24 protein-coding genes are annotated in these 24,246 nt (G+C 71.1%); 7 read left to right on the top strand and 17 right to left on the bottom strand.

From position 1 onward, the window contains the following. Positions 1-154: 154 nt before the first annotated feature. The gene (locus F0U47_RS02190) at positions 155-721 is read left to right on the top strand and encodes a transcriptional regulator (protein ID WP_246159380.1); all 567 of its coding nucleotides are present in this window, start codon (positions 155-157) and stop codon (positions 719-721) included. A gap of 32 nt (positions 722-753) precedes the next feature. Next, positions 754-1,533 (top strand): DUF427 domain-containing protein, encoded by a 780-nt coding sequence (locus F0U47_RS02185; protein WP_223162621.1) that lies wholly within the window; start codon positions 754-756, stop codon positions 1,531-1,533. 3 nt (positions 1,534-1,536) lie between these two features. On the opposite strand, the gene pyk is transcribed toward F0U47_RS02185, so the two are convergent. From pyk to trpC, 8 genes are all read right to left on the bottom strand, one after another. Then, positions 1,537-2,997, bottom strand: coding sequence for a pyruvate kinase (gene pyk, locus F0U47_RS02180; RefSeq protein WP_149748659.1), 1,461 nt, complete (start codon positions 2,995-2,997; stop codon positions 1,537-1,539). 75 nt (positions 2,998-3,072) lie between these two features. Continuing rightward, complete coding sequence (locus tag F0U47_RS02175) at positions 3,073-4,551, bottom strand: glutamate synthase subunit beta (protein ID WP_149748658.1); 1,479 nt, start codon at positions 4,549-4,551, stop codon at positions 3,073-3,075. A gap of 132 nt (positions 4,552-4,683) precedes the next feature. Beyond that, complete coding sequence (gene gltB, locus F0U47_RS02170) at positions 4,684-9,264, bottom strand: glutamate synthase large subunit (RefSeq protein ID WP_246159379.1); 4,581 nt, start codon at positions 9,262-9,264, stop codon at positions 4,684-4,686. Between the two features lie 134 nt (positions 9,265-9,398). Beyond that, a complete protein-coding gene (lgt, locus tag F0U47_RS02165) occupies positions 9,399-10,436 on the bottom strand; it encodes a prolipoprotein diacylglyceryl transferase (RefSeq protein ID WP_223162620.1) in 1,038 nt (345 codons plus the stop codon). Between the two features lie 2 nt (positions 10,437-10,438). Further along, positions 10,439-11,041: an SCO family protein gene (locus F0U47_RS02160; RefSeq protein WP_149748656.1), complete on the bottom strand. Its 603-nt coding sequence runs from the start codon at positions 11,039-11,041 to the stop codon at positions 10,439-10,441. 2 nt (positions 11,042-11,043) lie between these two features. Further along, positions 11,044-11,859, bottom strand: coding sequence for a tryptophan synthase subunit alpha (gene trpA, locus F0U47_RS02155; RefSeq protein WP_149748655.1), 816 nt, complete (start codon positions 11,857-11,859; stop codon positions 11,044-11,046). After that, positions 11,856-13,100, bottom strand: a complete 1,245-nt coding sequence (gene trpB, locus F0U47_RS02150) for a tryptophan synthase subunit beta (RefSeq protein WP_149748654.1) — start codon at positions 13,098-13,100, stop codon at positions 11,856-11,858. Before trpB ends, trpA begins: the two co-directional genes overlap by 4 nt. Further along, positions 13,097-13,879, bottom strand: a complete 783-nt coding sequence (gene trpC, locus F0U47_RS02145) for an indole-3-glycerol phosphate synthase TrpC (protein WP_149748653.1) — start codon at positions 13,877-13,879, stop codon at positions 13,097-13,099. The genes trpB and trpC overlap by 4 nt, the downstream gene beginning before the upstream one ends. Before the next feature lie 129 nt (positions 13,880-14,008). Here trpC and F0U47_RS02140 point away from each other — a divergent pair, with 129 nt between their 5' ends. Further along, the gene (locus tag F0U47_RS02140) at positions 14,009-14,260 is read left to right on the top strand and encodes a DUF4190 domain-containing protein (protein ID WP_149748652.1); all 252 of its coding nucleotides are present in this window, start codon (positions 14,009-14,011) and stop codon (positions 14,258-14,260) included. Positions 14,261-14,333: 73 nt separating this feature from the next. Further along, on the top strand, positions 14,334-14,717 hold the full coding sequence (locus F0U47_RS02135) for a DUF4190 domain-containing protein (protein ID WP_149748651.1): 384 nt from the start codon (positions 14,334-14,336) through the stop codon (positions 14,715-14,717). 22 nt (positions 14,718-14,739) lie between these two features. Here F0U47_RS02135 and F0U47_RS02130 read toward each other — a convergent pair whose 3' ends face one another. The 6 genes from F0U47_RS02130 to F0U47_RS02105 form a co-directional block, all read right to left on the bottom strand. Beyond that, positions 14,740-15,207, bottom strand: coding sequence for a DUF2752 domain-containing protein (locus tag F0U47_RS02130; protein ID WP_223162619.1), 468 nt, complete (start codon positions 15,205-15,207; stop codon positions 14,740-14,742). Between the two features lie 14 nt (positions 15,208-15,221). Beyond that, positions 15,222-15,422, bottom strand: coding sequence for an HGxxPAAW family protein (locus F0U47_RS02125; RefSeq protein WP_149748650.1), 201 nt, complete (start codon positions 15,420-15,422; stop codon positions 15,222-15,224). Positions 15,423-15,493: 71 nt separating this feature from the next. Further along, positions 15,494-16,120 carry a Trp biosynthesis-associated membrane protein gene (locus tag F0U47_RS02120; RefSeq protein WP_188111129.1) on the bottom strand — a complete coding sequence of 209 codons (627 nt, stop codon included), beginning with the start codon at positions 16,118-16,120 and terminating at the stop codon, positions 15,494-15,496. Then, complete coding sequence (gene hisI, locus F0U47_RS02115; RefSeq protein WP_149748648.1) at positions 16,117-16,455, bottom strand: phosphoribosyl-AMP cyclohydrolase; 339 nt, start codon at positions 16,453-16,455, stop codon at positions 16,117-16,119. Before hisI ends, F0U47_RS02120 begins: the two co-directional genes overlap by 4 nt. 25 nt (positions 16,456-16,480) lie before the next feature. Continuing rightward, positions 16,481-18,292, bottom strand: coding sequence for an ABC transporter ATP-binding protein (locus tag F0U47_RS02110; protein ID WP_149748647.1), 1,812 nt, complete (start codon positions 18,290-18,292; stop codon positions 16,481-16,483). Then, positions 18,289-20,097, bottom strand: coding sequence for an ABC transporter ATP-binding protein (locus F0U47_RS02105; RefSeq protein ID WP_149748646.1), 1,809 nt, complete (start codon positions 20,095-20,097; stop codon positions 18,289-18,291). The genes F0U47_RS02110 and F0U47_RS02105 overlap by 4 nt, the downstream gene beginning before the upstream one ends. A 104-nt stretch (positions 20,098-20,201) precedes the next feature. Between F0U47_RS02105 and F0U47_RS02100 the strand changes: the two genes are divergently transcribed. From F0U47_RS02100 to F0U47_RS02090, 3 genes are all read left to right on the top strand, one after another. Beyond that, entirely contained in the window at positions 20,202-20,825 is a 624-nt protein-coding gene (locus tag F0U47_RS02100; protein ID WP_149748645.1) for a TIGR03085 family metal-binding protein, read from the top strand. Positions 20,826-20,946: 121 nt separating this feature from the next. Next, the gene (locus F0U47_RS02095; protein ID WP_149748644.1) at positions 20,947-21,648 is read left to right on the top strand and encodes a calcium-binding protein; all 702 of its coding nucleotides are present in this window, start codon (positions 20,947-20,949) and stop codon (positions 21,646-21,648) included. Between the two features lie 109 nt (positions 21,649-21,757). Continuing rightward, positions 21,758-22,126 carry a hypothetical protein gene (locus F0U47_RS02090; protein ID WP_149748643.1) on the top strand — a complete coding sequence of 123 codons (369 nt, stop codon included), beginning with the start codon at positions 21,758-21,760 and terminating at the stop codon, positions 22,124-22,126. Here F0U47_RS02090 and hisF read toward each other — a convergent pair. From hisF to hisH, 3 genes are read right to left on the bottom strand one after another with little or no spacing between them, the layout of a single operon-like run. Beyond that, positions 22,111-22,872 carry an imidazole glycerol phosphate synthase subunit HisF gene (gene hisF / locus F0U47_RS02085; protein ID WP_149748642.1) on the bottom strand — a complete coding sequence of 254 codons (762 nt, stop codon included), beginning with the start codon at positions 22,870-22,872 and terminating at the stop codon, positions 22,111-22,113. The genes F0U47_RS02090 and hisF overlap by 16 nt on opposite strands. Next, a complete protein-coding gene (gene priA, locus F0U47_RS02080; RefSeq protein WP_149748641.1) occupies positions 22,869-23,606 on the bottom strand; it encodes a bifunctional 1-(5-phosphoribosyl)-5-((5-phosphoribosylamino)methylideneamino)imidazole-4-carboxamide isomerase/phosphoribosylanthranilate isomerase PriA in 738 nt (245 codons plus the stop codon). The genes hisF and priA overlap by 4 nt, the downstream gene beginning before the upstream one ends. Continuing rightward, positions 23,599-24,246, bottom strand: a complete 648-nt coding sequence (gene hisH, locus F0U47_RS02075) for an imidazole glycerol phosphate synthase subunit HisH (protein WP_149748640.1) — start codon at positions 24,244-24,246, stop codon at positions 23,599-23,601. The genes priA and hisH overlap by 8 nt, the downstream gene beginning before the upstream one ends.

Genomic DNA, 24,246 nt, shown 5'->3' with positions numbered 1-24,246 from the left:
CGCGGAGATGCGGCGGGCTGGTGAAACCTGGTCGGCGATATCGCGCGCGCTTGGCGTTAGCGTGTCGCAACTCATCCTCTGGTCCAGAGACCCGGACGCGGTAGCCAGGAGAAGAGCCGCCTGCCATCGCTGTGGGAACGCGCTCCTACCCCGCATGCAGTACTCAGCGCTCCTCGGCTTCTACCTGGGAGACGGTCACATCTCGCGGGCACCTCGGTACTACCGCCTGCGGATCACGTGTGACCAATCGATGCCGGGCATCATTCGCGACGTCGTGGACTGCATCGGAGCAGTGCGGCCCAGCGGCAAGATCTTCCTGAGCTCCCACCCCGGTGCCGTGGACGTGATCTCGAACTGGCAGCACTGGCCGTGCTTGTTCCCCCAGCATGGTCCCGGGCGCAAGCAAGAGCGTCCGATTGCCCTCGAAGACTGGCAGCGACGAGTGGTGGCGGACCATCAGGCACATTTCCTGCGCGGCCCCTTTCACTCGGACGGCTGCCGGGTGACCAACTCGACCTGCAAAGTCATCGCGGGCGCACCGAAACGCTACGAGTATCCGAGGTGGCAGTTCGTGAATGCGTCGGCCGACATCCGTGCGCTCTGCTGCTGGGCGCTGGATCTCGCCGGCGTGGCGTGGCGGCAGTCCAACCCCCGAGTGATCAGCGTGTCACGCCGTGAGGCGGTGGCCGCGCTCGACGCCCTGATCGGCTTGAAGTCCTGACCGATCCGCTGCACTCCGCTTACGCTGCCGAGATGGTGATGCGCACCGAGGGCACCGACAAGTGGGTCCGGGGCTACGTCGGCGCGACCGCGGTCGTGGACAGCCGCGACGCCCTGCTGTTCTGGGAGCCGTCGCTGCCGGTCCCCCGGTATGCCTTCCCGCAGGCCGACGTGCGGACCGACCTGTTGCGACCCTCGGCGGCCGGCCCGAAGACCGACTTCTCCTTCTACGGACCGCACGGCCCGGTGTCGCAGTGGTACGACGTCGTCGCCGGCGACCGCGTGGTCGAGCACGCGGCATGGGTCCGAGACGACCCGGCCATCAGCGACCGGATCGTGCTGACGTGGGAGCCCGGCGTGCTCGACCGCTGGCTCGAGGAGGAGGAAGAGGTCTTCGCCCACCCGCGTGACCCGCACAAGCGGGTCGAGGCGCTCGCGAGCTCACGCCATGTCCGGGTGTCGCTCGGCGGCACGGTCGTCGCCGACAGCCACTCCCCCGTGCTGCTCTTCGAGACCGACCTGCCGACGCGCTACTACCTCCCGCGCGAGGACGTCCGCCTCGACCTGCTCGTGTCGACGTCGAACACCAGCGTCTGCCCCTACAAGGGGTTCGCCGAGGAGTACTGGAGCCTCCCCGGGGTCGAGGACGGCGACAACGTGGCCTGGTCGTACGCCGCGCCGTTCCCCGCCGTCGCGCGGGTCAAGGACCGGATCGCCTTCTACAACGAGGTCGTCGACATCACCGTCGACGGCGTGCCGCACGAGCGACCGGTCTCGGTCTTCAGCGCGAAGGCCAACCGGCCTGCCACGTGAGGATCAGCCGCGGCGGTATGCCGGAGCGACCTCGTTGATCGCGTCGCCCATCCGGTGGATCCGCAGCGCGTTGGTCGAGCCGGGGATGCCGGGCGGGCTGCCGGCGACGATCACCACCAGGTCCCCCTCGGTGACCCGTCCGATGCGCAGCAGCTCCTCGTCGACCTGGCGGACCATCTCGTCGGTGTGCTCGACCGTGGAGGTCTTGAACGCCTCGACCCCCCAGCTGAGGGCGAGCTGCGAGCGGGCGCGAGCCTCCGGGGTGAACGCCAGCACCGGGATCGGGCTGCGCAGCCGCGCCAGCCTCCGGGCCGAGTCACCGGACTGGGTGAACGCGACGACGTACTTCGCCCCGACGCGCTGGGCGACCTCCTCGGCGGCCTTGGTGATGACCCCGGCTCGGGTGTGCGGGTCCCACTCGATCCGGCCGAACCGACTGAACGTCTCGTCGACGAGCGCGTGCCCCTCCGTCGCGGCGATGATCCGCGACATCGTCTCGACGGTGTGGATCGGGTGCTCGCCGACGCTCGTCTCGCCGGAGAGCATCACCGCGTCGGCACCGTCGAGCACGGCGTTCGCGACGTCGCTCGCCTCCGCCCGGGTCGGCGCCGGGTTGGCCACCATCGACTCCAGCATCTGCGTGGCGACGATGACCGGCTTCGCGTTGCGCCGGGCGGCGACGATGACCTTCTTCTGGAGGAAGGGCACCTCCTCCAGCGGGCACTCGACGCCGAGGTCGCCGCGGGCGACCATGAAGCCGTCGAACGCCTCGACGACCTCGTCGAGGTTGTCGATCGCCTGCGGCTTCTCGATCTTGGCGATGACGGGCAGCATGACGCCGACCTCGCGCATGATCTTGCGGACGTCCTCGGCGTCGCCCGCGTGGCGCACGAAGCTCAGTGCGATGTAGTCGACGCCCAGCTTCAGCGCGAACCGCAGGTCGTCAGCGTCCTTGTCGGACAGTGCCGGCACCGAGACCGCCACACCCGGCAGGTTGATGCCCTTGTTGTTGCTCACCTGGCCGCCGACGAGCACCTCGGTCTCGACGTCGGTGTCGGTCACCGACACGACGCGCAGCCGGACCTTGCCGTCGTCGATGAGGATCGGGTCGCCCGGGCCGACGTCGCCGGGCAGCCCCTTGTACGTCGTGCCGCAGATCTTGTCGTCGCCCTGGACGTCGCGGGTGGTGATCGTCCACCGCTGGCTGCGCCGCAAGAGCACGGGCCCGTCGGCGAACCGCTCGAGGCGGATCTTCGGTCCCTGCAGGTCGGCGAGGATGGCCACTCCGTGGCCACTCGCGTCCGACGCCTCCCGCACGAGCCGGTAGACCTCGGCGTGGTCGGCGTGGGCGCCGTGGCTCATGTTGAGCCGGGCGACGTCCATCCCCGCATAGACGAGCTCGCGGATCCGACGCTCCGAATTGGTCGCCGGGCCCAGGGTGCACACGATCTTCGCTCTCCGCACGGAGACAACCCTAGTGGCGATGTGATCGTTCCAAACCCGCGGGTGCACGGACCGGACGTGTCCGGCCCGTGCACGTCACACGACGAGCGGTCGGGCAGTCGGCGGGATCGGCACCGGAAGCGTGGTCGAACCGGTGAGGTACTCGTCCACGGCGGCCGCGGCGGCCCGTCCCTCGGCGATCGCCCACACGATGAGCGACTGGCCGCGACCGGCGTCGCCGGCGACGAAGACACCGTCGACCGAGGACATGTAGGACTTGTCCCGGACCACGTTGCTGCGGTTGTCGAGCTCCACACCCAGCTGCTCGACCAGGCCGGGGCCCTCGGGGCCGAGGAAGCCCATCGCGAAGAGGACCAGGTCGGCCGGGATCTCGCGCTCGGTGCCCTCGATCTCGACCAGCTGGCCGCCCTCGAACTTCACGTCCACCAGGCGCAGCGCGCGGACGTTGCCGTCCTCGTCGCCGAGGAACTCCTTGGTGGAGACCGAGTAGACGCGGTCGCCCGCCTCCTCGTGCGCCGAGGAGACGCGGAAGATCATCGGGTACGTCGGCCACGGCTGGTTGTCGGGACGCGACTCAGGCGGCTCCGGGAGGATCTCCAGCTGCGTGATCGACGCCGCGCCCTGCCGGGTCGAGGTGCCGAGGCAGTCGGCGCCGGTGTCGCCGCCGCCGATGATGACGACGTGCTTGCCGTCGGCCCGGATCTGCTCCTCGCCCGGCGGCAGAGACTCGCCGAGAGCGACCCGGTTCGCCTGCGGCAGGAACTCCATCGCCTGGTGGATGCCCTTGAGCTCACGGCCGGGCACGGGCAGGTCGCGCGGGACGGTCGCGCCGATGGCGAGCACCACGGCGTCGTACCGCTCCTTGAGCGCACTGCCGGTCAGCTTGCCCTTGCCGACCTCGACACCGGAGCGGAACACCGTGCCCTCGCGCTTCATCTGGTCGAGACGCCGGTCGAGGTGCTGCTTCTCCATCTTGAACTCGGGGATGCCGTAGCGGAGCAGACCGCCCGGCTTGTCCTCGCGCTCGTAGACGGCGACGGTGTGGCCGGCGCGGGTCAGCTGCTGCGCGGCGGCGAGGCCGGCCGGGCCGGACCCGACCACTGCGACCGTCTTGCCCGACAGCCACTCCGGCGGCTGGGGCGCGACGTAGCCGGCGTCCCACGCCTTGTCGATGATCGAGACCTCGACGTTCTTGATCGTCACGGCCGGCTGGTTGATGCCGAGCACACACGCGGTCTCGCAGGGGGCCGGGCACAGGCGACCGGTGAACTCCGGGAAGTTGTTGGTCGCGTGCAGCCGCTCGATCGCGCCCCGCCAGTCGTCGCGCCAGACCAGGTCGTTCCACTCCGGGATGATGTTGCCCAGCGGGCAGCCCTGGTGGCAGAAGGGGATGCCGCAGTCCATGCAGCGGCCGGCCTGCTCGGTGATGATCGGCAGCAGCGCGCGGCCCATCCCGCCGGGATAGACCTCCTGCCAGTCGTTGACGCGCTCCTCGACCGGGCGCCGCTCGGCGACCTCCCGGTCGTGCTTCAGGAATCCCTTCGGATCAGCCATGCTGCGCTGCCTCCTTCATGGCCTGACGGCCGCTGCAGGAAAAGACATGATGGCATCGGCCGTCAGCCATGCTGCGCTGCCTCCTTCATGGCCTGACGGCCGCTGCAGGAAAAGACATGATGGCATCGGCCGTCAGCCATGAAGTGCCTCCATCATCGCGTGGGCCACGCCGTTCTCGTCGAGCCCGTCGGCCTCGGCCTTCGCCTTCGCCTCGAGCACGACGCGGTAGTCGCGCGGCATGACCTCGGTGAACCGGGTGAGCGTGGTCTCCCAGTCGGCGAGGAGCTCCTCGGCGACCTCGGAGCCCGTCTCCTCGAAGTGGCGCCGCACCATCCCGTGCAGCTCTTCCTCGTGGGCCTCGGCCACCGGGCCGAGCTCGACGAGCTCGCGGTTGACGCGGATCTCGTGGAGGTCGAGCACCCAGGCGATGCCGCCCGACATGCCGGCCGCGAAGTTGCGACCGATCGGGCCGAGCACGGCAACGCGGCCACCGGTCATGTACTCGCAGCCGTGGTCGCCCACGCCTTCCGTGACGACGGTGGCACCCGAGTTCCGCACGCAGCACCGCTCGCCCACCCCGCCGCGGATGAAGATCTCACCCGAGGTCGCGCCGTAGGCGATGGTGTTGCCGGCGATGATGTGCTCGTTCGGCTTGAACGGCGCGGCCCGGTCCGGGCGGATCGCGAGGCGCCCGCCCGAGAGGCCCTTGCCGACGTAGTCGTTGGCGTCGCCCTCGAGCCGCAGCGTGATGCCGCTGGGCACGAACGCGCCGAACGACTGGCCCGCCGAACCCACGAACGTGAGGTCGATGGTGCCGTCGGGGAGGCCCGCGCCGCCGTACTTCTTCGTCACCTCGTGCCCGAGGATCGTGCCGACGGTGCGGTGGACGTTGCGGATCGCGAACTGGGCGCGCACCGGCTCACCGCGCTCCAGCGCCGGCTTCGCCAGCGGCAGGAGCTCGGTGACGTCGAGCGACTTCTCCAGGCCGTGGTCCTGGGTGCCGGTGTTGCGCACGTCCTGGTCGGGGAAGTGCGTGTCGGCGACCTCGACCTTGTGGAGGATCGGCGCCAGGTCGAGCCCCGCGGCCTTCCAGTGGTGCTGGGCGTCGACGGTGTCGAGCGCCTGCACCTGGCCGATGGCCTCGTCGAGCGTCCGGAAGCCCAGGGCGGCCAGCAGCTCGCGGACCTCCTCGGCGATGAACTCGAAGAAGTTCACCACGAACTCGGCCTTGCCGGTGTAGCGCGCGCGGAGGACCGGGTTCTGCGTGGCGACACCGACCGGGCAGGTGTCGAGGTGGCAGACCCGCATCAGGATGCAGCCCGACACCACCAGCGGCGCGGTGGCGAAGCCGTACTCCTCGGCGCCGAGGAGGGCGGCGACCACGACGTCGCGGCCCGTCTTCAGCTGGCCGTCGGTCTGGACCACGATCCGGTCCCGCAGGCCGTTGAGCAGCAGGGTCTGCTGGGTCTCGGCGAGGCCGAGCTCCCAAGGACCACCGGCGTGCTTGAGCGACGTCAGCGGGGACGCACCCGTGCCGCCGTCGTGGCCCGAGATGAGGACGACGTCGGCGTGGGCCTTGGACACGCCCGCGGCGACCGTGCCGACGCCGACCTCGGAGACCAGCTTCACGTGGACGCGAGCCTCGGGGTTGGCGTTCTTGAGGTCGTGGATCAGCTGCGCCAGGTCCTCGATCGAGTAGATGTCGTGGTGCGGCGGCGGGCTGATGAGGCCCACGCCCGGCGTGGAGTGCCGGGTCTTGGCCACCCACGGGTAGACCTTGTTGCCGGGCAGCTGGCCACCCTCGCCCGGCTTCGCGCCCTGCGCCATCTTGATCTGGATGTCGTCGGAGTTCGTGAGGTACTCCGAGGTGACGCCGAACCGGCCCGACGCGACCTGCTTGATCGAGCTGCGGCGCTCGGGGTCGTAGAGGCGGTCCGGGTCCTCGCCGCCCTCACCGGTGTTGGACTTCGCGCCCAGCCGGTTCATGGCGATGGCGAGGGTCTCGTGCGCCTCCTTGCTGATGGAGCCGTACGACATGGCACCGGTCGAGAACCGCTTGACGATCTCGGAGACCGGCTCGACCTCGTCGATCGGGATCGGCGCGCGGCCGAACTCCGACGGGTCCTTGAACTTGAAGAGCCCACGCAGGGTCATCAGCTTCTCGGACTGGTCGTCGACCGCCTGGGTGTACTGCTTGAAGATGTCGTAGCGACCCGTGCGGGTGGCGTGCTGCAGGCGGAACACCGTCTCCGGGTTGAAGAGGTGAGGCTCGGCGTCTCCACCAACACCGGGGCGCCGCCATTGATACTCGCCGCCGATCTCGAGCTCCCGGTGGGCGGGCGCGATGCCGCCGCGGGGGTACGCCGAGGCGTGGCGCCGGGCGACCTCCTCTGCGATCGTGTCGAGCTCGATGCCGCCGAGCTTCGAGGTGGTGCCGGTGAAGTACCTGTCGACCACGGTCTGCGACAGGCCGACGCACTCGAAGATCTGGGCGCCGGTGTAGGACGCGACCGTCGAGACGCCGATCTTGCTCATCACCTTCACGACGCCCTTGCCGAGCGCCTTGATCAGGTTGGTGACGGCCTGCTCGGGGTCGGTCTTGACGAAATAGCCCTCCCGCGCGAGGTCCTCGACGGACTCCATCGCGAGGTAGGGATTCACCGCGGCCGCGCCGTAGCCGACGAGCAGGGCGACGTGGTGCACCTCGCGGACGTCGCCGGCCTCGACCAGCAGGCCGACCTGGGTGCGGGTCTTCTCGCGCACCAGGTGGTGGTGGACCGCACCGGTCAGGAGCAGCGACGGGATCGGGGCCAGGTCGGCCGTCGAGTGCCGGTCGGAGAGCACGATGATCCGGGCGCCGCCGGCGATCGCCTCGCTGACCTCCTGGCAGATCTCGTCGAGCCGCTGCGCCATCGCCGCTCCCCCGCCCTCGACGGGGTAGAGGCCGCGGGACACGTGGGTGATGAAGCCCGGCATGTCGCCGTCGCGGTTGATGTGGCGGATCTTGGCCAGGTCGTCGTTGGAGATGACCGGGAACGGCAGCACGACCTGGCGGCACGACGCGGGCGTCGGCTCGAGCAGGTTGGCCTCGGGGCCGATGGTGCCGTTGAGGCTCGTGACGAGCTCTTCGCGGATCGCGTCGAGCGGCGGGTTGGTGACCTGGGCGAACAGCTGGCTGAAGTAGTCGAACAGCAGCCGTGGCCGGTCGCTCAGCGCGGCGATGGGCGTGTCCGTGCCCATCGAGCCGAGCGCCTCGCCCCCGGTGTTGGCCATCGGCGTGAGGAGGATGCGCAGCTCCTCCTCGGTGTAGCCGAACACCTGCTGGCGTCGGGTGACCGACGCGTGGGTATGGACGATGTGCTCCCGGTCGGGGATGTCGTCGAGGTGGATCAAGCCGGCGTGCAGCCACTCGCCGTAGGGGTGCTCGGCAGCGAGCTCCGCCTTGATCTCCTCGTCCTCGATGATCCGGTGCTCGTCGGTGTCGACGAGGAACATCTTCCCGGGCTGGAGGCGTCCCTTGCGGACCACCGTGGCGGGGTCGAGGTCGAGCACGCCGACCTCGGACGCCAGGACGACGAGGCCGTTGTCGGTGACCCAGAACCGGGAGGGGCGCAGGCCGTTGCGGTCGAGGACCGCGCCGATCTGGGAGCCGTCGGTGAAGACCACGCACGCGGGGCCGTCCCACGGCTCCATCAGCGCGGAGTGGAAGCGGTAGAAGTCGCGTCGCTTCTCGTCCATCTCGGTGTGGTTCTCCCACGCCTCGGGGATCATCATCAGCACCGAGTGGGGCAGGCTGCGGCCGCCCATGTGGAGCAGCTCGAGCACCTCGTCGAACGACGCCGAGTCCGACGCGCCGGGGGTGCAGATCGGGTAGAGCCGCTCGAAGTCGCCGGGGATCAGGTCGCTGTCCAGGAGCGCCTCGCGGGCCCGCATCCAGTTGCGGTTGCCCATGACGGTGTTGATCTCGCCGTTGTGGGCGATGAAGCGGAACGGGTGCGACAGCGGCCAGCTCGGGAAGGTGTTGGTCGAGAACCGCGAGTGGACGACGGCGAGCGCCGAGGCGATCCGCTCGTCGACCAGGTCGGGGAAGAAGCTGTCGAGCTGGTCGGTCGTCAGCATGCCCTTGTAGATCAGGGTCCGCGACGACAGCGACGGGAAGTACACGTCGGTCTCGCGCTCGGCGCGCTTGCGCAGGCAGAACGCGCGACGCTCGAGCGCCATCCCGGTGACGCGCTGGCCGGCGCCCTGGACGAAGAGCTGGCTGAACGTCGGCATGACGCTGGCCGCCATGGTGCCGAGGATGTCCGGCTTGACCGGGACGTCACGCCAGCCGAGGACCACGAGGCCCTCCTCCACCGCGATCTCCTCGATGCGCCGCCGGGTCTTGGAGACCTCGTCCTCATCGCCGGGCAGGAAGGCCGTGCCGACGGCGTAGTACCACCGCTCGGGCAGCTCGAAGCCCGCCTCGCGCGTGACGTCGCGGAGGAAGGCGTCCGGGACCTGCATCAGGATGCCGGCGCCGTCACCCGAGTTGACCTCGGCGCCCGCGGCGCCGCGGTGGTCGAGGTTGCGCAGCGCGGTGAGCGCCTTCACGACGATGTCGTGGCTCGCCTCGCCGGTCATGGTCGCGACGAAGGCGACACCACAGGCGTCGTGCTCGTTGCGCGGGTCGTAAAGACCCTCGGGCGGCGGGAACGCGTGCGAGTAGGGCACCAGAGTTCTCCCGTCGGCTTCGTCCGTGGCGCCTGCCGAGGGCAGGGTCCACAGAAGGTGGGGCGCAAGGGACGTCACTGGCCCACGCGGCGGAGGCTTCAGGTTACCACCGCGTGACATCGCGACGTCACTTGTCAGTCCTCGGTGGACACCTTCCCGGCGGCGCGCTGGTCGCCGCTCGGATCGTCCTGCGGATCGGCCTCGTCGGCCGCATCGGTCCGGTCCTCCTCGGCCTCCGCGGCCCCGTCCACCTCCGTGTCCTTCGGCTCCGCGTCGTCGGGCTCCGCGCCCTCGCGGTACACGGCCTCCTCCTGGCCGGGATGCCGTCTCGCGGAGACGACGAAGAAGACCGCCGCGGCGACGAAGAGCACGATCGAGGTCCACACGTTGAACCGGAGCCCGAGCACGTCGTCGTACTGGACGTCGTCGATGCGGAGGTACTCGATCCAGCCCCGTCCCAGGGTGTAGGCCATCACGTAGACGGCCATCACCCGGCCGTAGCCGAGCTTGAAGCGTCGCTCCAGCCAGATCACGAGGACGAACGCAGCGAGGTTCCAGAGGCACTCGTAGAGGAACGTGGGGTGGAACGTGGTGCCGGGCGCGAAGCCACAGGCGAGCCCGTTGTAGGGGTGGTCGCACTCGGTCGGCCAGTGGGCACGGTCGATCTCCAGGCCCCAGGGCAGGTCGGTGGGACGCCCGTAGAGCTCCTGGTTGAACCAGTTGCCCCAGCGCCCGATCGCCTGCGCGACCAGCAAGCCGGGGGCGAGGGCGTCGACCATCGGCAGGAACTTGATCCCCTTCGCCCGGCACCCGAGGTAGGCCCCGAGGGCACCCAGCGCGACACCGCCCCAGATGCCGAGGCCACCACGCCAGATGTAGAGCGCGGTGAGCGGGTTCTCGCCGGCGCCGAAGTAGCGGTTCCAGTCGGTGGCCACGTGGTAGATCCGCGCTCCGATGATCCCGAACGGGACCGCCCAGATCGCGATGTCCTGCACGTCGCCGCTGCGGCCGCCGCGGGCGACCCAGCGGCGCTCGCCGATCCAGATCGCGGCGATGATGCCGAGGATGATGCACAGCGCGTAGCCGCGGATCGGTACCGGGCCGATGTTCCAGACCCCGTCGGACGGGCTCGGGATCGTGTAGATCAGCGCGGGGATCAGGTCAGGGAGCAAGGTCAGTCCTCGGACAGCAGGATGTGGATGTCGGTCGCGAACTCGACCGCCGATGTCTCCTGGTTCCAGACGACCACGGCCTCGTCGTTCTCGTCGATCCCGAGAACGTACGTCGAGTGCCCGCCGAGATCGTAGCCCCCGCTCGGGAGCCGCTTGCCGTCGTTGACGTAGAGGTGGAGCGGGTCGCCGGCGGCGACGATGTCGTCGAGGTCGCCGGTGAGCCCGACGTACCCCTCGCCGTACTGGTCGAGGTAGCCGCGCAGCGCCGCCTCGTCGTCACGGGCCGGATCGGTGGTGACGAAGACCATATCGACCTGCTCGCGGTCGTCCTCGTCGAGCCGGTTGAGGCCGGCGGCGACGTTGTTCATCACCATCGGGCACAGGTCCGGGCAGTGCGTGTAGCCGAAGAACACCAGCGTCATCGGCTTGTCGGTGTGCTCCGCCAGGGAGTACGGCTCCCCCTCGGTGTCGGTCAGCTCCACCGTCGGCGCGGCGTAGGGCTGGTCCAGCCGCGCGCCCGTGAAGGTGGCGGGCTCGTCCTCCCCGCACGCGGAGAGGAGGCAGATCAGGACGGCGGCGAGGCCGCCGGCGGCAGAGCGACGCACGGTCAGGACCGGACTCCCTGGGCGAGGTCCTCGGTGAGCGCGGCCAGCGCCCGGCGCCCGGCGTCGAGATCGCCGGGGTGGTCGAGCAGCGCCCGCACGAACGCGGACCCGACGATCACGCCGTCGGCGTACGACGCCACCTCGGCCGCCTGCGCACCGTTGCTGACGCCGAGGCCGACCCCGACCGGCAGTCCCGGCGCGGTCTGCTCGGCGATCCGCTTCGTGCGGGCCACGAGCGGCCCGCCGAGCTCGCTGGTGGACTCGCGGGCGCCGGTGACGCCCATGACCGCCGTGGCGTAGACGAACCCGCGGGAGGCGGCCGTGGTCAGCGCGATCCGCTCGTCGGTCGACGAGGGGGCGACCAGGAAGACCTTGTCGAGGTCGCGGCCGTCGGCGGCGGCGATCCACTCCGGGGCGAAGTCCGGGGTGAGGTCGGGGGTGATCAGGCCTGCCCCACCCGCGTCGGCGAGCGACTGCGCGAAGCGCTCGACGCCGTAGCGCTCGACCGGGTTCCAGTAGGTCATGACCAGCGTCGGGATGCCGGTTGCGGCCACTGCCTCGACCGTGCGCAGGACGTCGGTGGTGCGGACGCCGGCCTCCAGGGCCTGCTGGGCGGCTGCCTGGATCGTCGGTCCGTCCATGACCGGGTCGCTGTAGGGGAGCCCGATCTCGATCACGTCGCAGCCGGCCTCGACCAGCGTCAACAGAGCGGCGATGCCGCCGTCGACGGTCGGGAACCCGGCCGGCAGGTAGCCGACCAACGCTGCCCGGCCGTCGGTCCGGGCCTTCTCGAACGCGACGCCGGCGCTGGTGGTCATCTGCCCTCCTCCGCCGTCGCCTCGGCGTTGCCGAGCCCGAAGTACTCCAGCGCCGTGCCCATGTCCTTGTCGCCGCGACCGGAGAGGTTCACCAGCAGGGTCTCCCCCGGCCGCTCCTTCGCGACCTGCAGGGTGCCTGCGACGGCGTGGGCCGACTCGATCGCCGGGATGATGCCCTCGGTGCGTGCCAGGAGGGCCATGGCGTCCATCGCCTGCTCGTCGGTCACCGGGAGGTACGACGCCCGCCCGCTCGCCGACAGCGCGGCGTGCTGCGGCCCCACGCCGGGGTAGTCGAGGCCGGCGGAGATCGAGTGGGACTCGACGGTCTGGCCGTCGTCGTCCTGGAGGACGTAGGTGCGCGCGCCGTGGAGCACGCCGATGCTGCCGGCGAAGATCGTCGCCGCGTGACGCCCGGAGTCGACGCCCTCGCCGCCCGCCTCGAACCCGTAGATCGCGACGTCGGGATCGTCGAGGAAGCCCGCGAAGAGCCCGATCGCGTTGGAGCCACCGCCGACACAGGCCGCGATCGCGTCGGGCAGCCGCCCGGTGAGGTCGAGGCACTGCCGGCGCGCCTCGTCGCCGATCCCCCGCACGAAGCTGAGGACCAGGCTCGGGAACGGGTGCGGGCCGGCGGCCGTGCCGAAGAGGTAGGCGGTGTGGTCGACGCTGGCGACCCAGTCGCGCAGGGCCTCGTTGATCGCGTCCTTGAGCGTGCGCGAGCCGCTCTTGACCGGGACGACCTCGGCGCCGAGGAGCTGCATGCGGGCGACGTTGAGCGCCTGCCGCTCGGTGTCGACCTCGCCCATGTAGACGGTGCAGTCGAGGCCGAGGTAGGCCGCCGCCGTCGCGGACGCCACGCCGTGCTGGCCGGCGCCGGTCTCGGCGATGACGCGGGTCTTGCCCATCCGCTTCGTCAGCAGCGCCTGGCCGAGGACGTTGCGGATCTTGTGGGCGCCCGTGTGGTTCAGGTCCTCACGCTTGAGCAGGATCCGGGCGCCGGCGTGCTCGGACAGCCGGTGCGCGTCGTAGAGCATGCTCGGGACGCCGGCGTAGTTCTGGAGCATCGACTCGAACTCCTGGAGGAACGTCGGGTCGAGCATCGCCTTCTGCCACGCGACCTCGAGCTCGTCCAGGGCGGCGATCAGGGCCTCCGGCATGAACCGGCCGCCGAAGCTGCCGGATCCGCCGTACCACCCGTGTGCGTCGGCCCCGTGGTGATCGAGCTTGTCGAGATCCGTCATGCCTCCACTCCCGTCATCGCCGCGACGGCGTCGCGGGGGGCGCCGTCCTTGACCAGGGCCTCGCCGACCAGGACGGCCCGCGCGCCCTCCCCGACGTAGCGCTTCACGTCGGTCGGGCTGCTGATGCCGGACTCCGCGACGAGCACGCGGTCGTCCGGGACAAGGGGCGCGAGGCGGCTGAAGGTGTCCGGGTCGACCGCGAGCGTCTTGAGGTTGCGCGCGTTGACGCCGATCAGCTCGGCGCCCAGCGCGACCGCGCGCTCCGTCTCGAGCTCGTCGTGCACCTCGACCAGCACGGTCAGCCCGAGCTCGAGGGCGGTGTCGTGGAGGCCGCGCAGCTCGTCGTCGGTGAGTGCCGCGACGATCAGCAGCGCCACGTCGGCGCCCGCGGCGCGAGCCTCCAGCAGCTGGTAGTCGGTGACGATGAAGTCCTTGCGCAGGAGGGGCACGTCGACAGCAGCCCGGACCGCGCGGAGGTCGTCGAGGCTCCCCCCGAACCGGCGCTGCTCGGTGAGCACGCTGATCGCGGCGGCACCGCCGGCGGCGTACTCCCGCGCCAGCGCGGCGGGGTCGGGGATGTCGGCGAGGTCGCCCTTGCTGGGGCTGCGCCGCTTGACCTCCGCGATGACGCTCGAGCCGGGGGCGCGGAAGTGCGGCATCGGGTCGCGGGGCGCCGGTGCCTCGGCCAGCAGGGCCCGCAGATTCGTCGCCGGCACGGCGGCCTCGCGGACGGCGAGATCCTCCCGGACACCGGCGACGATGTCGTCGAGCACCGACATTGCGCCTCCGTTGAACTGTGTCGATCCGTGCGGAATTGCGTTCGATCGACGGGTTTCCAGTGTCCCATGACGCGGATAAGGTCGCGGCACCGCCCGCGATCCGGCCGGGCCACTGAAAGGACGTCTCAGATGGGCGAGCACCCGAAGGGCACCACGATCCTCGTACTCGGCATCCTCAGCCTCGTCTGCTGCGGGTTCTGGACCGGCATCCCCGCGATCATCATGGGCAACAAGGCGTTGTCGGAGATCGCCGCCGGGCAGTACGCCGAGACGAGCACGGTCAAGATCGGGCGGATCCTCGGCATCATCGGCACCGTGCTGTCGGTGCTCGGCGGCATCGTCTACCTGATCTTCTTCGTGTTGCTGGCATCCAACAGCTGATTCGGGGGTTCGGAGCGGTAGTCTCGCTGCCCCCGCCCGGGAGGTGCCCGGGCCAGTCCGAAGGGCCCCACGCGTGAGCTACGAACCCCCTAACTACGGCAGTCCCCCGCCCCCGCCCGGTGGTGGCGGCGGCTACGGCGCTCCCCCGCCGCCGCCCGGTGGCGGGTACGGCGGGCAGCAGCCCGGCTTCGGCGCCCAGCCGCAGCAGTCGGTCATGGCTCTCATCAGCCTGATCGCCGGCATCATCGGCATCCTGTCCTGCTGCTGCTTCATCCCGTCCGGTGCGGCACTGGTGCTCGGCATCCTGGGCAAGAAGGAGATCGCCGAGTCCGGCGGCCAGAAGACCGGCGCGGGCATGGCCCAGGCCGGATTCATCCTGGGCATCGTCGGGCTCGTGCTCGGCGTCGGCTACTGGATCTTCAACATCGTCTGGAACGTCAGCGTCTACGACTACTGAGACGAGCGTTCCGACAGTGGGGTCATGGCGCGAGCCATGACCCCGCTGGCATGTTCCGGAGAATGGTGAACGCGATCATCACCACGACCAGCAGCACGGACCAGACGGTCAGGCTCTGGTGCGACGGGTCCCAGGAGCGCCCGGTCCACCGGCCGATGCTCCACCTGGCGAAGACGTAGGCGATGACCGGCAGGCTCGCGACGAACAGCAGGTTGCTGGAGCCGGCGTCGACGAGCTGGAGGTTGGTCAGGTCGTTGACCGCGCGGAGACCACCGCATCCGGGACAGTCGATCCCGAAGAACGCCTTCGTCGGGCAGGCTCCCCACGACCCTTCGGCGTGCGGGTCGCGCACGTGGAGGGCGATCGTCGCCGCGGCGAGCGTGCCGGCGACCAGCGCGGGCGGGGCCATCCGCCGCCAGCGCGAGCCGGGAAGCGACCGCGCGGCAACCGCCACCCGGTCCCCCGGGCGCATCGGCGCAGACGTGCTCACGGCAGCTCCTCGGGTCAGTGGCCGGACTGGTGCAGCCCGGCCTTGTCCATCACCACGAACACCACACCGGCGACGAGCACGATCACGACGCCGACCCAGAACAGCGGCATGCTGACCGGGCTCAGCATGAGCCCGACACCGCCCACCACGAAGCCGACCAGCGCCACGATGACGGCGGTCCAGGCCGCAGGGGTGTTGCCGTGGTTGTCAGACATGCAGGCGCTCGCTTCGGTGATGGGGCTTCGGTTGACGGCCCCGAGTCTAGTGGGCGAGGTCGCCGGATCGGTCACTGGTCCGTGGGGTCGTCGCCCTGGTCCATCGACTTCCACAGGTCGAGGCTGGTGCGCTCCTCGGGCGGGGCCTCGGAGTCCTTCTGCTCGTGGGTCGCCGGGGCGTCGTACCGACTGCCCATCTCGGGCCAGTCCGGCGACGAGAGCGCGCCGGCGACCGCTGCGGCGACGGCGACGACCGAGGCCACGGTCGCGAGCCAGAACCACACGGTGTACTCGAGCGGCAGCCGGTCGCCGAGCAGAGAGGCGCCGATCTGCTCGGAGATCGCGACCGCCGCCTCGTCGTCCTGCACGAAGCCGCCGACGACCTGGACGGCGAGCACGCCACCGGCCGCGAGGGCGGCGAGGACGGCCACCACCTGGCGGAAGCGGCCGCGCGCGACGAGCACGACGCCCCAGCAGGCCAGCGCGACGAGGGCGAGCGCACCGGCGAGCGGGAAGCCCGCCTCGGCCTGCTCCTCGCCGGCGAACGACGACATCCCGAACCGGGAGAGGTCGGAGGCCGACACCTGCAGCATCGGCTGGTGTCCGGCGACGGCGGTCACCACGCTGGCGCCGAGCCCGACCAGGACGACGGGGACGAAGGTACGGCGGCGCCGGCTCGCCGGGTCCGCGGCGCTCACGCGAGCAGCCCGTCGTCGAAGCAGGTCCGGGTGCCGGTGTGGCAGGCCGGTCCTTCCTGGTCGACCTTGACCAGCAGGGTGTCGCCGTCGCAGTCCAGCCGGACCTCCTTGACCCACTGCCGCTGACCGGACGTCTCGCCCTTGACCCAGTACTCCTGCCGGGAGCGGCTCCAGTAGGTCGCCCGGCCGGTCGTCAGGCTGCGGTGAAGGGCCTCGTCGTCCATCCAGGCCAGCATCAGCACCTCACCGGTGTCGTGCTGCTGGACGACCGCAGGGACCAGCCCCGCGTCGTTGCGGGAGAGCCGGTCGGCGATGGCGGGGTCGAGCGAGGTCACCCGGCCATTATCGCGGTCGGGGTGGTCAGCCCTGTTGGGCGACCCACGAGGCGTGCAGTCCGGCGTACACGGAGCCGGCCTGACGGACCAGCTCGGCGTGGGGTCCGCGCTGCACGATCCCCCCGCGGTCGACGACGACCACCTCGTCGGCGGCCTCCGCGGTGGACAGCCGGTGGGCGATGGTGACGGAGGTGCGGCCGGACATCAGCCGGTCGAGGGCGCGGCCGATCCGGGTCTCGAGCTCGGGGTCGACGGCGCTCGTGGCCTCGTCGAGCACCAGCAGGTCGGGATCGGCGAGCTGTGCCCGCAGCAGCGCGACCAGCTGCCGCTCCCCCGCCGACAGCGACTCGCCGCGCTGGCCCACCCGCGTCGCCAGGCCGTCGGGCAGCCCGGCGAGCCAGTCACCGAGGCCGAGCTCGGCGGCCGCGGCGGCGATCTCGTCGTCGGTCGCACCGAGTCGGCCGTAGCGCGCGTTGGCGGCGAGGGTGTCGTCGAAGAGGAAGCCCTCCTGCGGGACGAGCACGACGCTCGAGCGCAGCGACGTCTCGGAGATGTCGCGCACGTCGACCCCGTCGAGCAGCACCCGGCCCGCGGTCGGGTCCATCAGCCGGGTCAGCAGCTTGGCCAGGGTCGACTTGCCCGAGCCGGTCTCGCCCACGACGGCGACGCGGCGGCCGGCCGGGATGTGCAGGTCGATGTCGCGCAGCACCGGCGGCCCGCCGGGGTAGGAGAACCCGACACCCTCGAACGTGACGTCCAGAGCCCCGGCCGGCAGCACCTGGCCGTCCGGCCCCGGGTCGACCAGGTCGGCCTGGGTGTCGAGGATGCCGATCACCCGGCGCCAGCCGGCGATCGCGTTCTGCGCGTCGGTCAGGACCTGGGTGCCGAACTGCACCGGGCCGACGAAGAGCGTCACGAGGAACGCGAACGCCAGCACCTCGCCGGCCGTGGTGTCGTCGGCCCAGAGATGGCCCTGGCCCAGCCAGATGCCGACGATCAGCACGCCGGCGTTGGCCAAGCCGGCCGAGATGCCGCCGAGCGAGAACGAGAACGCGGTGAAGCCCTGAGCGCGGGTCGACGCCGCCTGGTGGGTCGCGACCGCGGTGTCGATCCGCTCCTGGGTCCGCGCCTCGACCGCGTAGGACCGCACCACGGCGGCGCCGACCACGGGCTCGGAGATCGCGGACAGCAGCACACCGACCTGGCGGCGTACGGTCGCGTAGGCGGCGGAGAGCTTGCGCTGGAAGTAGCGCAGGCTGAGGAACAGCGGCGCGAAGCAGATCCACACCACCAGTGCGAGCTGCCAGCTGTAGAAGACCATCACCACGGTCGCGACCAGGATCTGGCCGATGCTGACGATGAACAGCAGGCCGCCGAACACCAGGAACTGGCTGACCTGGTCGACGTCGCTGGTCACCCGCGAGACCAGCGCGCCGCGACGCTCGGTGTTCTGGGTCAGCAGCGGCAGGTCGTGGACGTGCCGGAACGCCTTCACCCGCAGCGTCGCGAGCCCGCGCTCGGAGGTCGAGAAGAGCCGCGCGGTCATGGCGTACGACGCCCAGCTGGTCAGCCCGATCGCGACGGCCGCGACCAGCGCCATCCAGGTGGTGAAGGTCGCATCCGGCCCGCCGGGCCCGCGCAGGCCGCGGTCGATCGTCTGCTGCACCGCGATCGGCACGACGACCTGGCCCAGCGAGGCGATGACGGCAAGGGTGAGGGTCTTGCCGATGCCGTCGACGAGCTCCGGCGAGTGACCGATGCCGCGGCGGATGGTCTCCATGGCGCCGATGTCCTCGCCGGTGACCATCCGGGTGCCGGCCGGGGAGATCGTGGTCATGACGTCGTCACCTCCTCGGGCTCGCCGAGGACCGCGTCCTGCTGCTCGTAGGCGTTGACGAGGCGCGCGTAGTCATCGTTGCGGGCCACCAGCTCGTGGTGCGGGCCGCGGTCGACGATCACGCCGTCGGCGAGGAAGAGCACCTCGTCGGCGAGGCCGATCGTGGCCTTGCGGTAGGCGACCACCACGAGCGTCGCGTCCCGGTCGGCGCCCTTCAGGCCGGCCAGGATCCGCGCCTCGACCTCGGGGTCGACCGCGGACGTGGCGTCGTCGAGCACGAGCAGCCGCGGGCGGCGCACCAGCGCGCGGGCGAGGGAGATCCGCTGCCGCTGGCCGCCGGACAGCGACGTGCCGCGCTCACCCAGCCGGGTGTCGAGCCCCTCGGGCAGGGCGGCGACGAAGCCGTCGGCCTGGGCGGTGCGCAGGGCGGCCCAGACTTCCTCGTCGGGGACGTCCGCGCCCAGCGTCACATTGCCGCGCACGGTGTCGTCGAAGAGGAACGCGGTCTGCGGCACGACGGACAGCACCCGGGCCAGCTCGCCCTTGGCGAGCGACCGCAGGTCGACCCCGTCGACCCGGATGCTGCCGCCGTCGACGTCGACCAGCCGGGTCAGCAGGTTGGTGAGCGTGCTCTTGCCGGACGCGGTGGCACCGACCAGCGCCACCGTGCGGCCGGGCTCGACCGTGAACGTCACGTCGCGGAGCAGCGGCCTGGTCGGCTGGTAGCCGTAGCGCAGGCCGTCGACCTCGAGCCGCACGCCGCCGGCCGCCAGCGGGGCGGGCGCGTCGCCGTACTCCATCGCGCCCTTGGCGCGCAGGACGGCGTCGACCCGGCGGTAGCCGACCACGCTGCGCGGGAACTCGCCCAGCAGCCAGCCGATCGACCGGATCGGGAACGACACGATCGTGAGCAGGTAGGCGACGGTGACGACAGCGCCGGCGTCGGCGGCGCCGGACAGCACCCGGTGGACGCCGAGGACGAGCACGACCAGGACGGCGAGGTTCGGCAGCGCGGCGAGCGTGGGGTCGAACGCGGCGCGGATCCGGCCGACCTTGATGTTGGTCTCGCGCAGCTCGGTCGCCTTCGCGCGGAACCGGGCGGTCTCCTCCGGCTCGCGACCGAGGGTCTTGACCACCATGGCGCCGTCGAACGACTCGTGCGCGATCTCGCTGAGCTCCGCCCGGAGTTGCTGCGCGCGGGTCGCCCAGCCCTGGGCGAGGTTCTGGTAGACGACGTTGGTCGCGATCACGAGCGGGAAGACCAGCAGGCCGACGACCGCGAGGACGAGGTCGGCGAACAGCATCTGGACCACGGCGATGACCATCATCGCGACCGTGCCGACCGCCATCGGGAGCGGCGCGATCGGCCCCCAGGCCGCCTCGACGTCGGAGTTCGCGTTGGACAGCAGCTCACCGGTGGGGTGCCGCTGGTGCCACTCCATGGGGAGCGAGAGGTACTGCCGGGTGACCGCGCGCCGGGTCCGCGCCTGCATGCGGTACTGCATCACGCCGGCGCCCAGCCGGCGGGCGACGATGCCGACCGCACGCAGGATGGCGACGCCGAGGAACAGGCCGAGCACCGCCCAGAGCATGCCGGCGCCGATCTCGCCGTCGCGGAACGCTGGCAGCACGACGTGGTCGGTGGACCAGCCCAGGACCCAGGCGTCGGCCACGGTGAGGGCTCCGAAGAGCAGGCTGCCGACCGTCGACACGGCGAAGATCCACGGCTCCCGCTTGATCGCGACCCAGAGTACGGCGAAGCCGGCGCTCGTCGTACCGGCGCCGCTCTGCCGCTCGTCCGTCACTTCGGTCCTGCTCCTGTCTGCCCCCGTGCGCAACCCGGGCGAAGGGGCAGCGTATTCCCGGACGCCGACAGGCCAGGACCCCGGCGTCGTGCCATCCTGCCCTCATGACGTCGTTCGCGCGCGCAGAGCGCTTCCGCCTCTGCGACCTCGCACTCGAGACCGGTCCGGACGCTCCCACCCTCTGCGGCGACTGGACGGTGCGTGAGCTCGTCGCGCACCTGGTCGTGCGCGAGCACAGCCCCCTCTCGGTCGGCATCGTGGTGCCCCCGCTGGCGTCGGTCACGGACCGCGAGACCGAGCGGGTCGCCAAGAAGTCGTTCGAGAAGCTGGTAGGCCGGGTCCGGAAGGCGCGCAACCCGTTGGCGCTGCCGGGGATCGACCAGGCGGTCAACACCGCGGAGTACTACGTCCACCACGAGGACATCCGCCGCGCGGCCGATGGCTGGGAGCCGCGGGTCCTCGAGCCCGGCGAGCAGGACGCCCTCTGGCGGGTGGTGCGGGTGTCCGGCAAGGGCCTGATCCGACCCGCCGGCGTGCCCGTCGTCGCCCGCCGCTCCGACACCGGCGCCGAGACGACACTCCGCGGGGGAGACGACCCGGTCGTCGTCACCGGGCTGCCGTCGGAGCTCGTCTTGTTCCTCTACGGCCGGCAGCAGATTCACGACCTGGCGTTCGACGGGCCGGACGAGGCCGTCGCGAACCTGAGGAACGCCAGCCTCGGGATCTGAGCGGGACGAACCTCGGCGCAGGGCTGTCAAAGAGCCCGCAGGCCGGCAGGGGTGGGCGCATAGTAGTGGCCAGTCGCTGCCCCTTCGTGGGCCCAGACATCCCGACGAAAGGGCCCCTGTCATGTCGGACCGCTTCCAGCGTCCTCGGGGCGCCCACTCGCGCCGCCACCTCATCGCCTTCGCACTCGTGGTGCTCGCCGTGTCCCTCTTCCCGGCGACCGCTCAGGCCGGGGAGGTCTCGGGACCGGGGGTCTCGTGCCAGCCTCGGTTCACCGGTGGACCTGGTGACGACACGATCAGCGGTGGCCACCGTGACGATGTCATCTGCGGGTGGGGTGGGCACGACGTGCTGTCCGGGCAGGAGGGCGACGACGTCATCCGCGGCGGGAGCGGCCAGGACCAGCTGGTCGGAGGCGCCGGCCAGGACCTCCTCCGCGGCAGCGGCGGGAGGGACTCCCTCGACGGTGGTCATGGTCGCGACACCATGGACGGCGGCGCCGGCGGCGACCACTTCGACGCCGGGGCCAGGGCCGACCACGTCTCCGGCGGGGACGGCGACGACATCATCCACGGCGGCACCGGCGACGACGTCCTCGCCGGCGGGGACGGCAACGACAGCATCACGGCCAAGAACGGCGACGACGTCGTCCGGGGCGGCCCCGGTGACGACGTCATCGACCTCCAGCACCGGGACCGTTTCGACACGAAGGACTCCGCCACGTGCGGTGACGGCACTGACATCGTCTACATCGACGCGGGGGGCGACGGCCAGGGTGGTCGCGACGACGTCGCCGCCGACTGCGAGACCGTGATCGAGGACTAGGGACACGCACCGCAGGTTTCTGCGCGTGAATGACCTTCCCTGAGCCGTCGCCACGGGTGTGTGCCTGGCCGTCCTGTCATTGGCCGGGGCCTGCTCGGGCGATGGCTCGATGCGGTCGGCCGGCGGGTCTGCCTCCGAGGACACCCGCTCGTTCTCCGTCGACGAGGCGGAGGTGTCCTTCGACCTCCCGTCGGACTGGGAGGAGTTCGACCGGGACAAGATGCAGGAGGCACTCTCCGACAGCTCGACCATGGACGACCTGACCGACCGGATGGGCATGTCCCGCGAGCAGTTCGAGCAGATGATGGCGAGCAACATCGTCCTGTGGGTCACCGCTCCGCACGCCGAGGACGGCTTCCTCGGCAACGTCAACGTCCTCTTTGCCGACGGGAAGCTGCCCACGATGGGCGCGGTCGAGCTTCAGTCTCGGCCGAGCCATGCCCGGCCGACGGCGAACGGGACTCAGCGCACCGGATAGCCCGCGTCGCCGAGCGACTGCTTGACGTCGCCGATCCGCACCTTGCCGAAGTGGAAGATGGTCGCGGCGAGGACGGCGTCCGCACCTGCCTCCACCGCGGGCGGGAAGTGCTCGGCCGCGCCTGCTCCGCCGGAGGCGATGACGGGGATGGAGACCTCGCGCCGCACGGCCTCGATCAGCTCGAGGTCGAATCCGTCCTCGGTGCCGTCGGCGTCCATCGCGTTGAGGAGGATCTCGCCGGATCCGAGCTCGGCCGCCTGCACGGCCCAGGCGATGGCGTCGAGCCCGGCCGACTTGCGGCCGCCGTGCGTGGTGACCTCGAACCCGGAGTCCGTGCCCGGCGCGCGACGGGCGTCGACCGACAGGACCAGGACCTGGTTGCCGAACCGGTCGGCGATCTCGGCGACCAGCTCGGGCCGGTGGATGGCGGCGGTGTTGACGGCGATCTTGTCGGCGCCGGCCCGCAGCATGCGGTCGACGTCCTCCACGCTACGGATGCCGCCGCCGACGGTGAGCGGGATGAAGACCTGCTCCGCAGTCGCGGAGACGATCTCGAGCGTCGTTGCCCGTCCCTCGTGGGAGGCGGAGATGTCGAGGAACGTCAGCTCGTCGGCCCCCTCGGCGTCGTAGGTCCGGGCGAGCTCGACCGGGTCGCCGGCGTCGCGCAGCTCCTTGAAATTGATGCCCTTCACCACGCGCCCCGCGTCGACGTCGAGGCACGGGATGACCCGGACGGCGAGGCTCATGGGCGGTCCGGGCGGGTCAGCGCGAGCGCGTCCTCGAGCGTGAACTGCCCGGTGTAGAGGGCGGTTCCGGCGATGGCGCCCTCGACCCCGAGCGGGACCAGGTCCATCAGCGCGCGGATGTCGTCGAGCGTCGTCACGCCGCCGGACGCGACGATCGGACGGTCGGTCGCGGCGCAGACGTCGCGCAGCAGCTGGAGGTTCGGGCCCTGGAGCATCCCGTCCTTGTTGACGTCGGTGACGACGTAGCGGGCGCAGCCCTCGGAGTCGAGCCGGGCGAGCGTCTCGTAGAGGTCGCCGCCCTCCTGGGTCCAGCCGCGGGCAGCCAGTGTGCGGCCGCGGACGTCGAGCCCGACCGCCACCCGGTCGCCGTACGTCGCGATCGCCTTCGCGCACCACTCCGGCCGCTCAAGCGCGGCCGTCCCGATGTTGACCCTCCGGCACCCGGTCGCCATCGCCGCCTCCAGCGACTCGTCGTCGCGGATGCCGCCGCTCATCTCGACCTTGATGTCGAGCTTCCCGACGATCTGAGCCTGGAGCGCGCGGTTGTTGCCGTGGCCGAACGCCGCGTCGAGGTCGACGAGGTGGATCCACTCGGCGCCGGCCTCCTGCCAGCGCAGGGAAGCCTCGATCGGGTCGCCGAAGCGCTTCTCGGAGCCGTCGACACCTTGGACGAGCTGGACAGCCTGCCCGCCCTTGATGTCGACGGCGGGGAGCAGCTCGAGGTAGTCAGACAAGTGAGTTCACCCAGTTCCTCAGTAGTGCGGCACCGGCATCGCCGGACTTCTCGGGGTGGAACTGGGTCGCGGACAGCGGCCCGTTCTCGGCCGCCGCGACGAACCGGTCGCCGCCGTGCTCCGCCCACGTCACCCGCGGCTGGTGGGAGTCGGGCGTGCGGTCGTTCGTGACGAGGGTCCAGTCGCGGACGGCGTACGAGTGCACGAAGTAGAACCGCTCGTCCTCGATGCCGGCGAACAGGCGGGTGCCCACGGGCACGTCGACGGTGTTCCAGCCCATGTGCGGGACGATCGGCGCCTGGATCCGCTCGACGACACCCGGCCACTCGCCGCAGCCCTCGGTCTCGACTCCGTGCTCGATGCCTCGCTCGAACAGGATCTGCATGCCCACGCAGATGCCGAGCACCGGGCGGCCGCCGGACAGGCGGCGCGCGATGACCCGCTCCCCGCGGATCGCACGCAGGCCCCGCATGCAGGCGGCGTAGGCGCCCACACCCGGCACCAGCAGGCCGTCGGCCTCCATCGCCAGGTCGAGGTCGGAGGTCAGGGTGACCGCGGCACCCGCGCGCTCGACCGCGCGCACGGCGGACCGCAGGTTGCCGGAGCCGTAGTCCAGGACAACCACAGACGGCGACGACAC

This window comes from Nocardioides antri, assembly GCF_008373765.1.
GTDB classification, from domain to species: domain Bacteria; phylum Actinomycetota; class Actinomycetes; order Propionibacteriales; family Nocardioidaceae; genus Nocardioides; species Nocardioides antri.
The sequence above is the reverse complement of the archived record's forward strand: the minus strand, read 5'-3'. Positions and strand labels throughout refer to the sequence as shown.

Bases quoted from the DNA above. Each gene is read 5' to 3' on its own strand.
- F0U47_RS02100 (WP_149748645.1), top strand. From the start codon at position 20,202: ATGACGTCGTTCGCGCGCGCAGAGCGCTTCCGCCTCTGCGACCTCGCA.
- F0U47_RS02090 (WP_149748643.1), top strand. From the start codon at position 21,758: ATGCGGTCGGCCGGCGGGTCTGCCTCCGAGGACACCCGCTCGTTCTCC.
- hisF (WP_149748642.1), bottom strand. From the start codon at position 22,872: ATGAGCCTCGCCGTCCGGGTCATCCCGTGCCTCGACGTCGACGCGGGG.
- F0U47_RS02190 (WP_246159380.1), top strand. From the start codon at position 155: ATGCAGTACTCAGCGCTCCTCGGCTTCTACCTGGGAGACGGTCACATC.
- F0U47_RS02175 (WP_149748658.1), bottom strand. From the start codon at position 4,551: ATGGCTGATCCGAAGGGATTCCTGAAGCACGACCGGGAGGTCGCCGAG.
- F0U47_RS02125 (WP_149748650.1), bottom strand. From the start codon at position 15,422: ATGTCTGACAACCACGGCAACACCCCTGCGGCCTGGACCGCCGTCATC.
- trpB (WP_149748654.1), bottom strand. From the start codon at position 13,100: ATGACGGATCTCGACAAGCTCGATCACCACGGGGCCGACGCACACGGG.
- trpA (WP_149748655.1), bottom strand. From the start codon at position 11,859: ATGACCACCAGCGCCGGCGTCGCGTTCGAGAAGGCCCGGACCGACGGC.
- F0U47_RS02140 (WP_149748652.1), top strand. From the start codon at position 14,009: ATGGGCGAGCACCCGAAGGGCACCACGATCCTCGTACTCGGCATCCTC.
- F0U47_RS02095 (WP_149748644.1), top strand. From the start codon at position 20,947: ATGTCGGACCGCTTCCAGCGTCCTCGGGGCGCCCACTCGCGCCGCCAC.
- F0U47_RS02110 (WP_149748647.1), bottom strand. From the start codon at position 18,292: ATGACCACGATCTCCCCGGCCGGCACCCGGATGGTCACCGGCGAGGAC.
- trpC (WP_149748653.1), bottom strand. From the start codon at position 13,879: ATGTCGGTGCTCGACGACATCGTCGCCGGTGTCCGGGAGGATCTCGCC.
- F0U47_RS02185 (WP_223162621.1), top strand. From the start codon at position 754: ATGGTGATGCGCACCGAGGGCACCGACAAGTGGGTCCGGGGCTACGTC.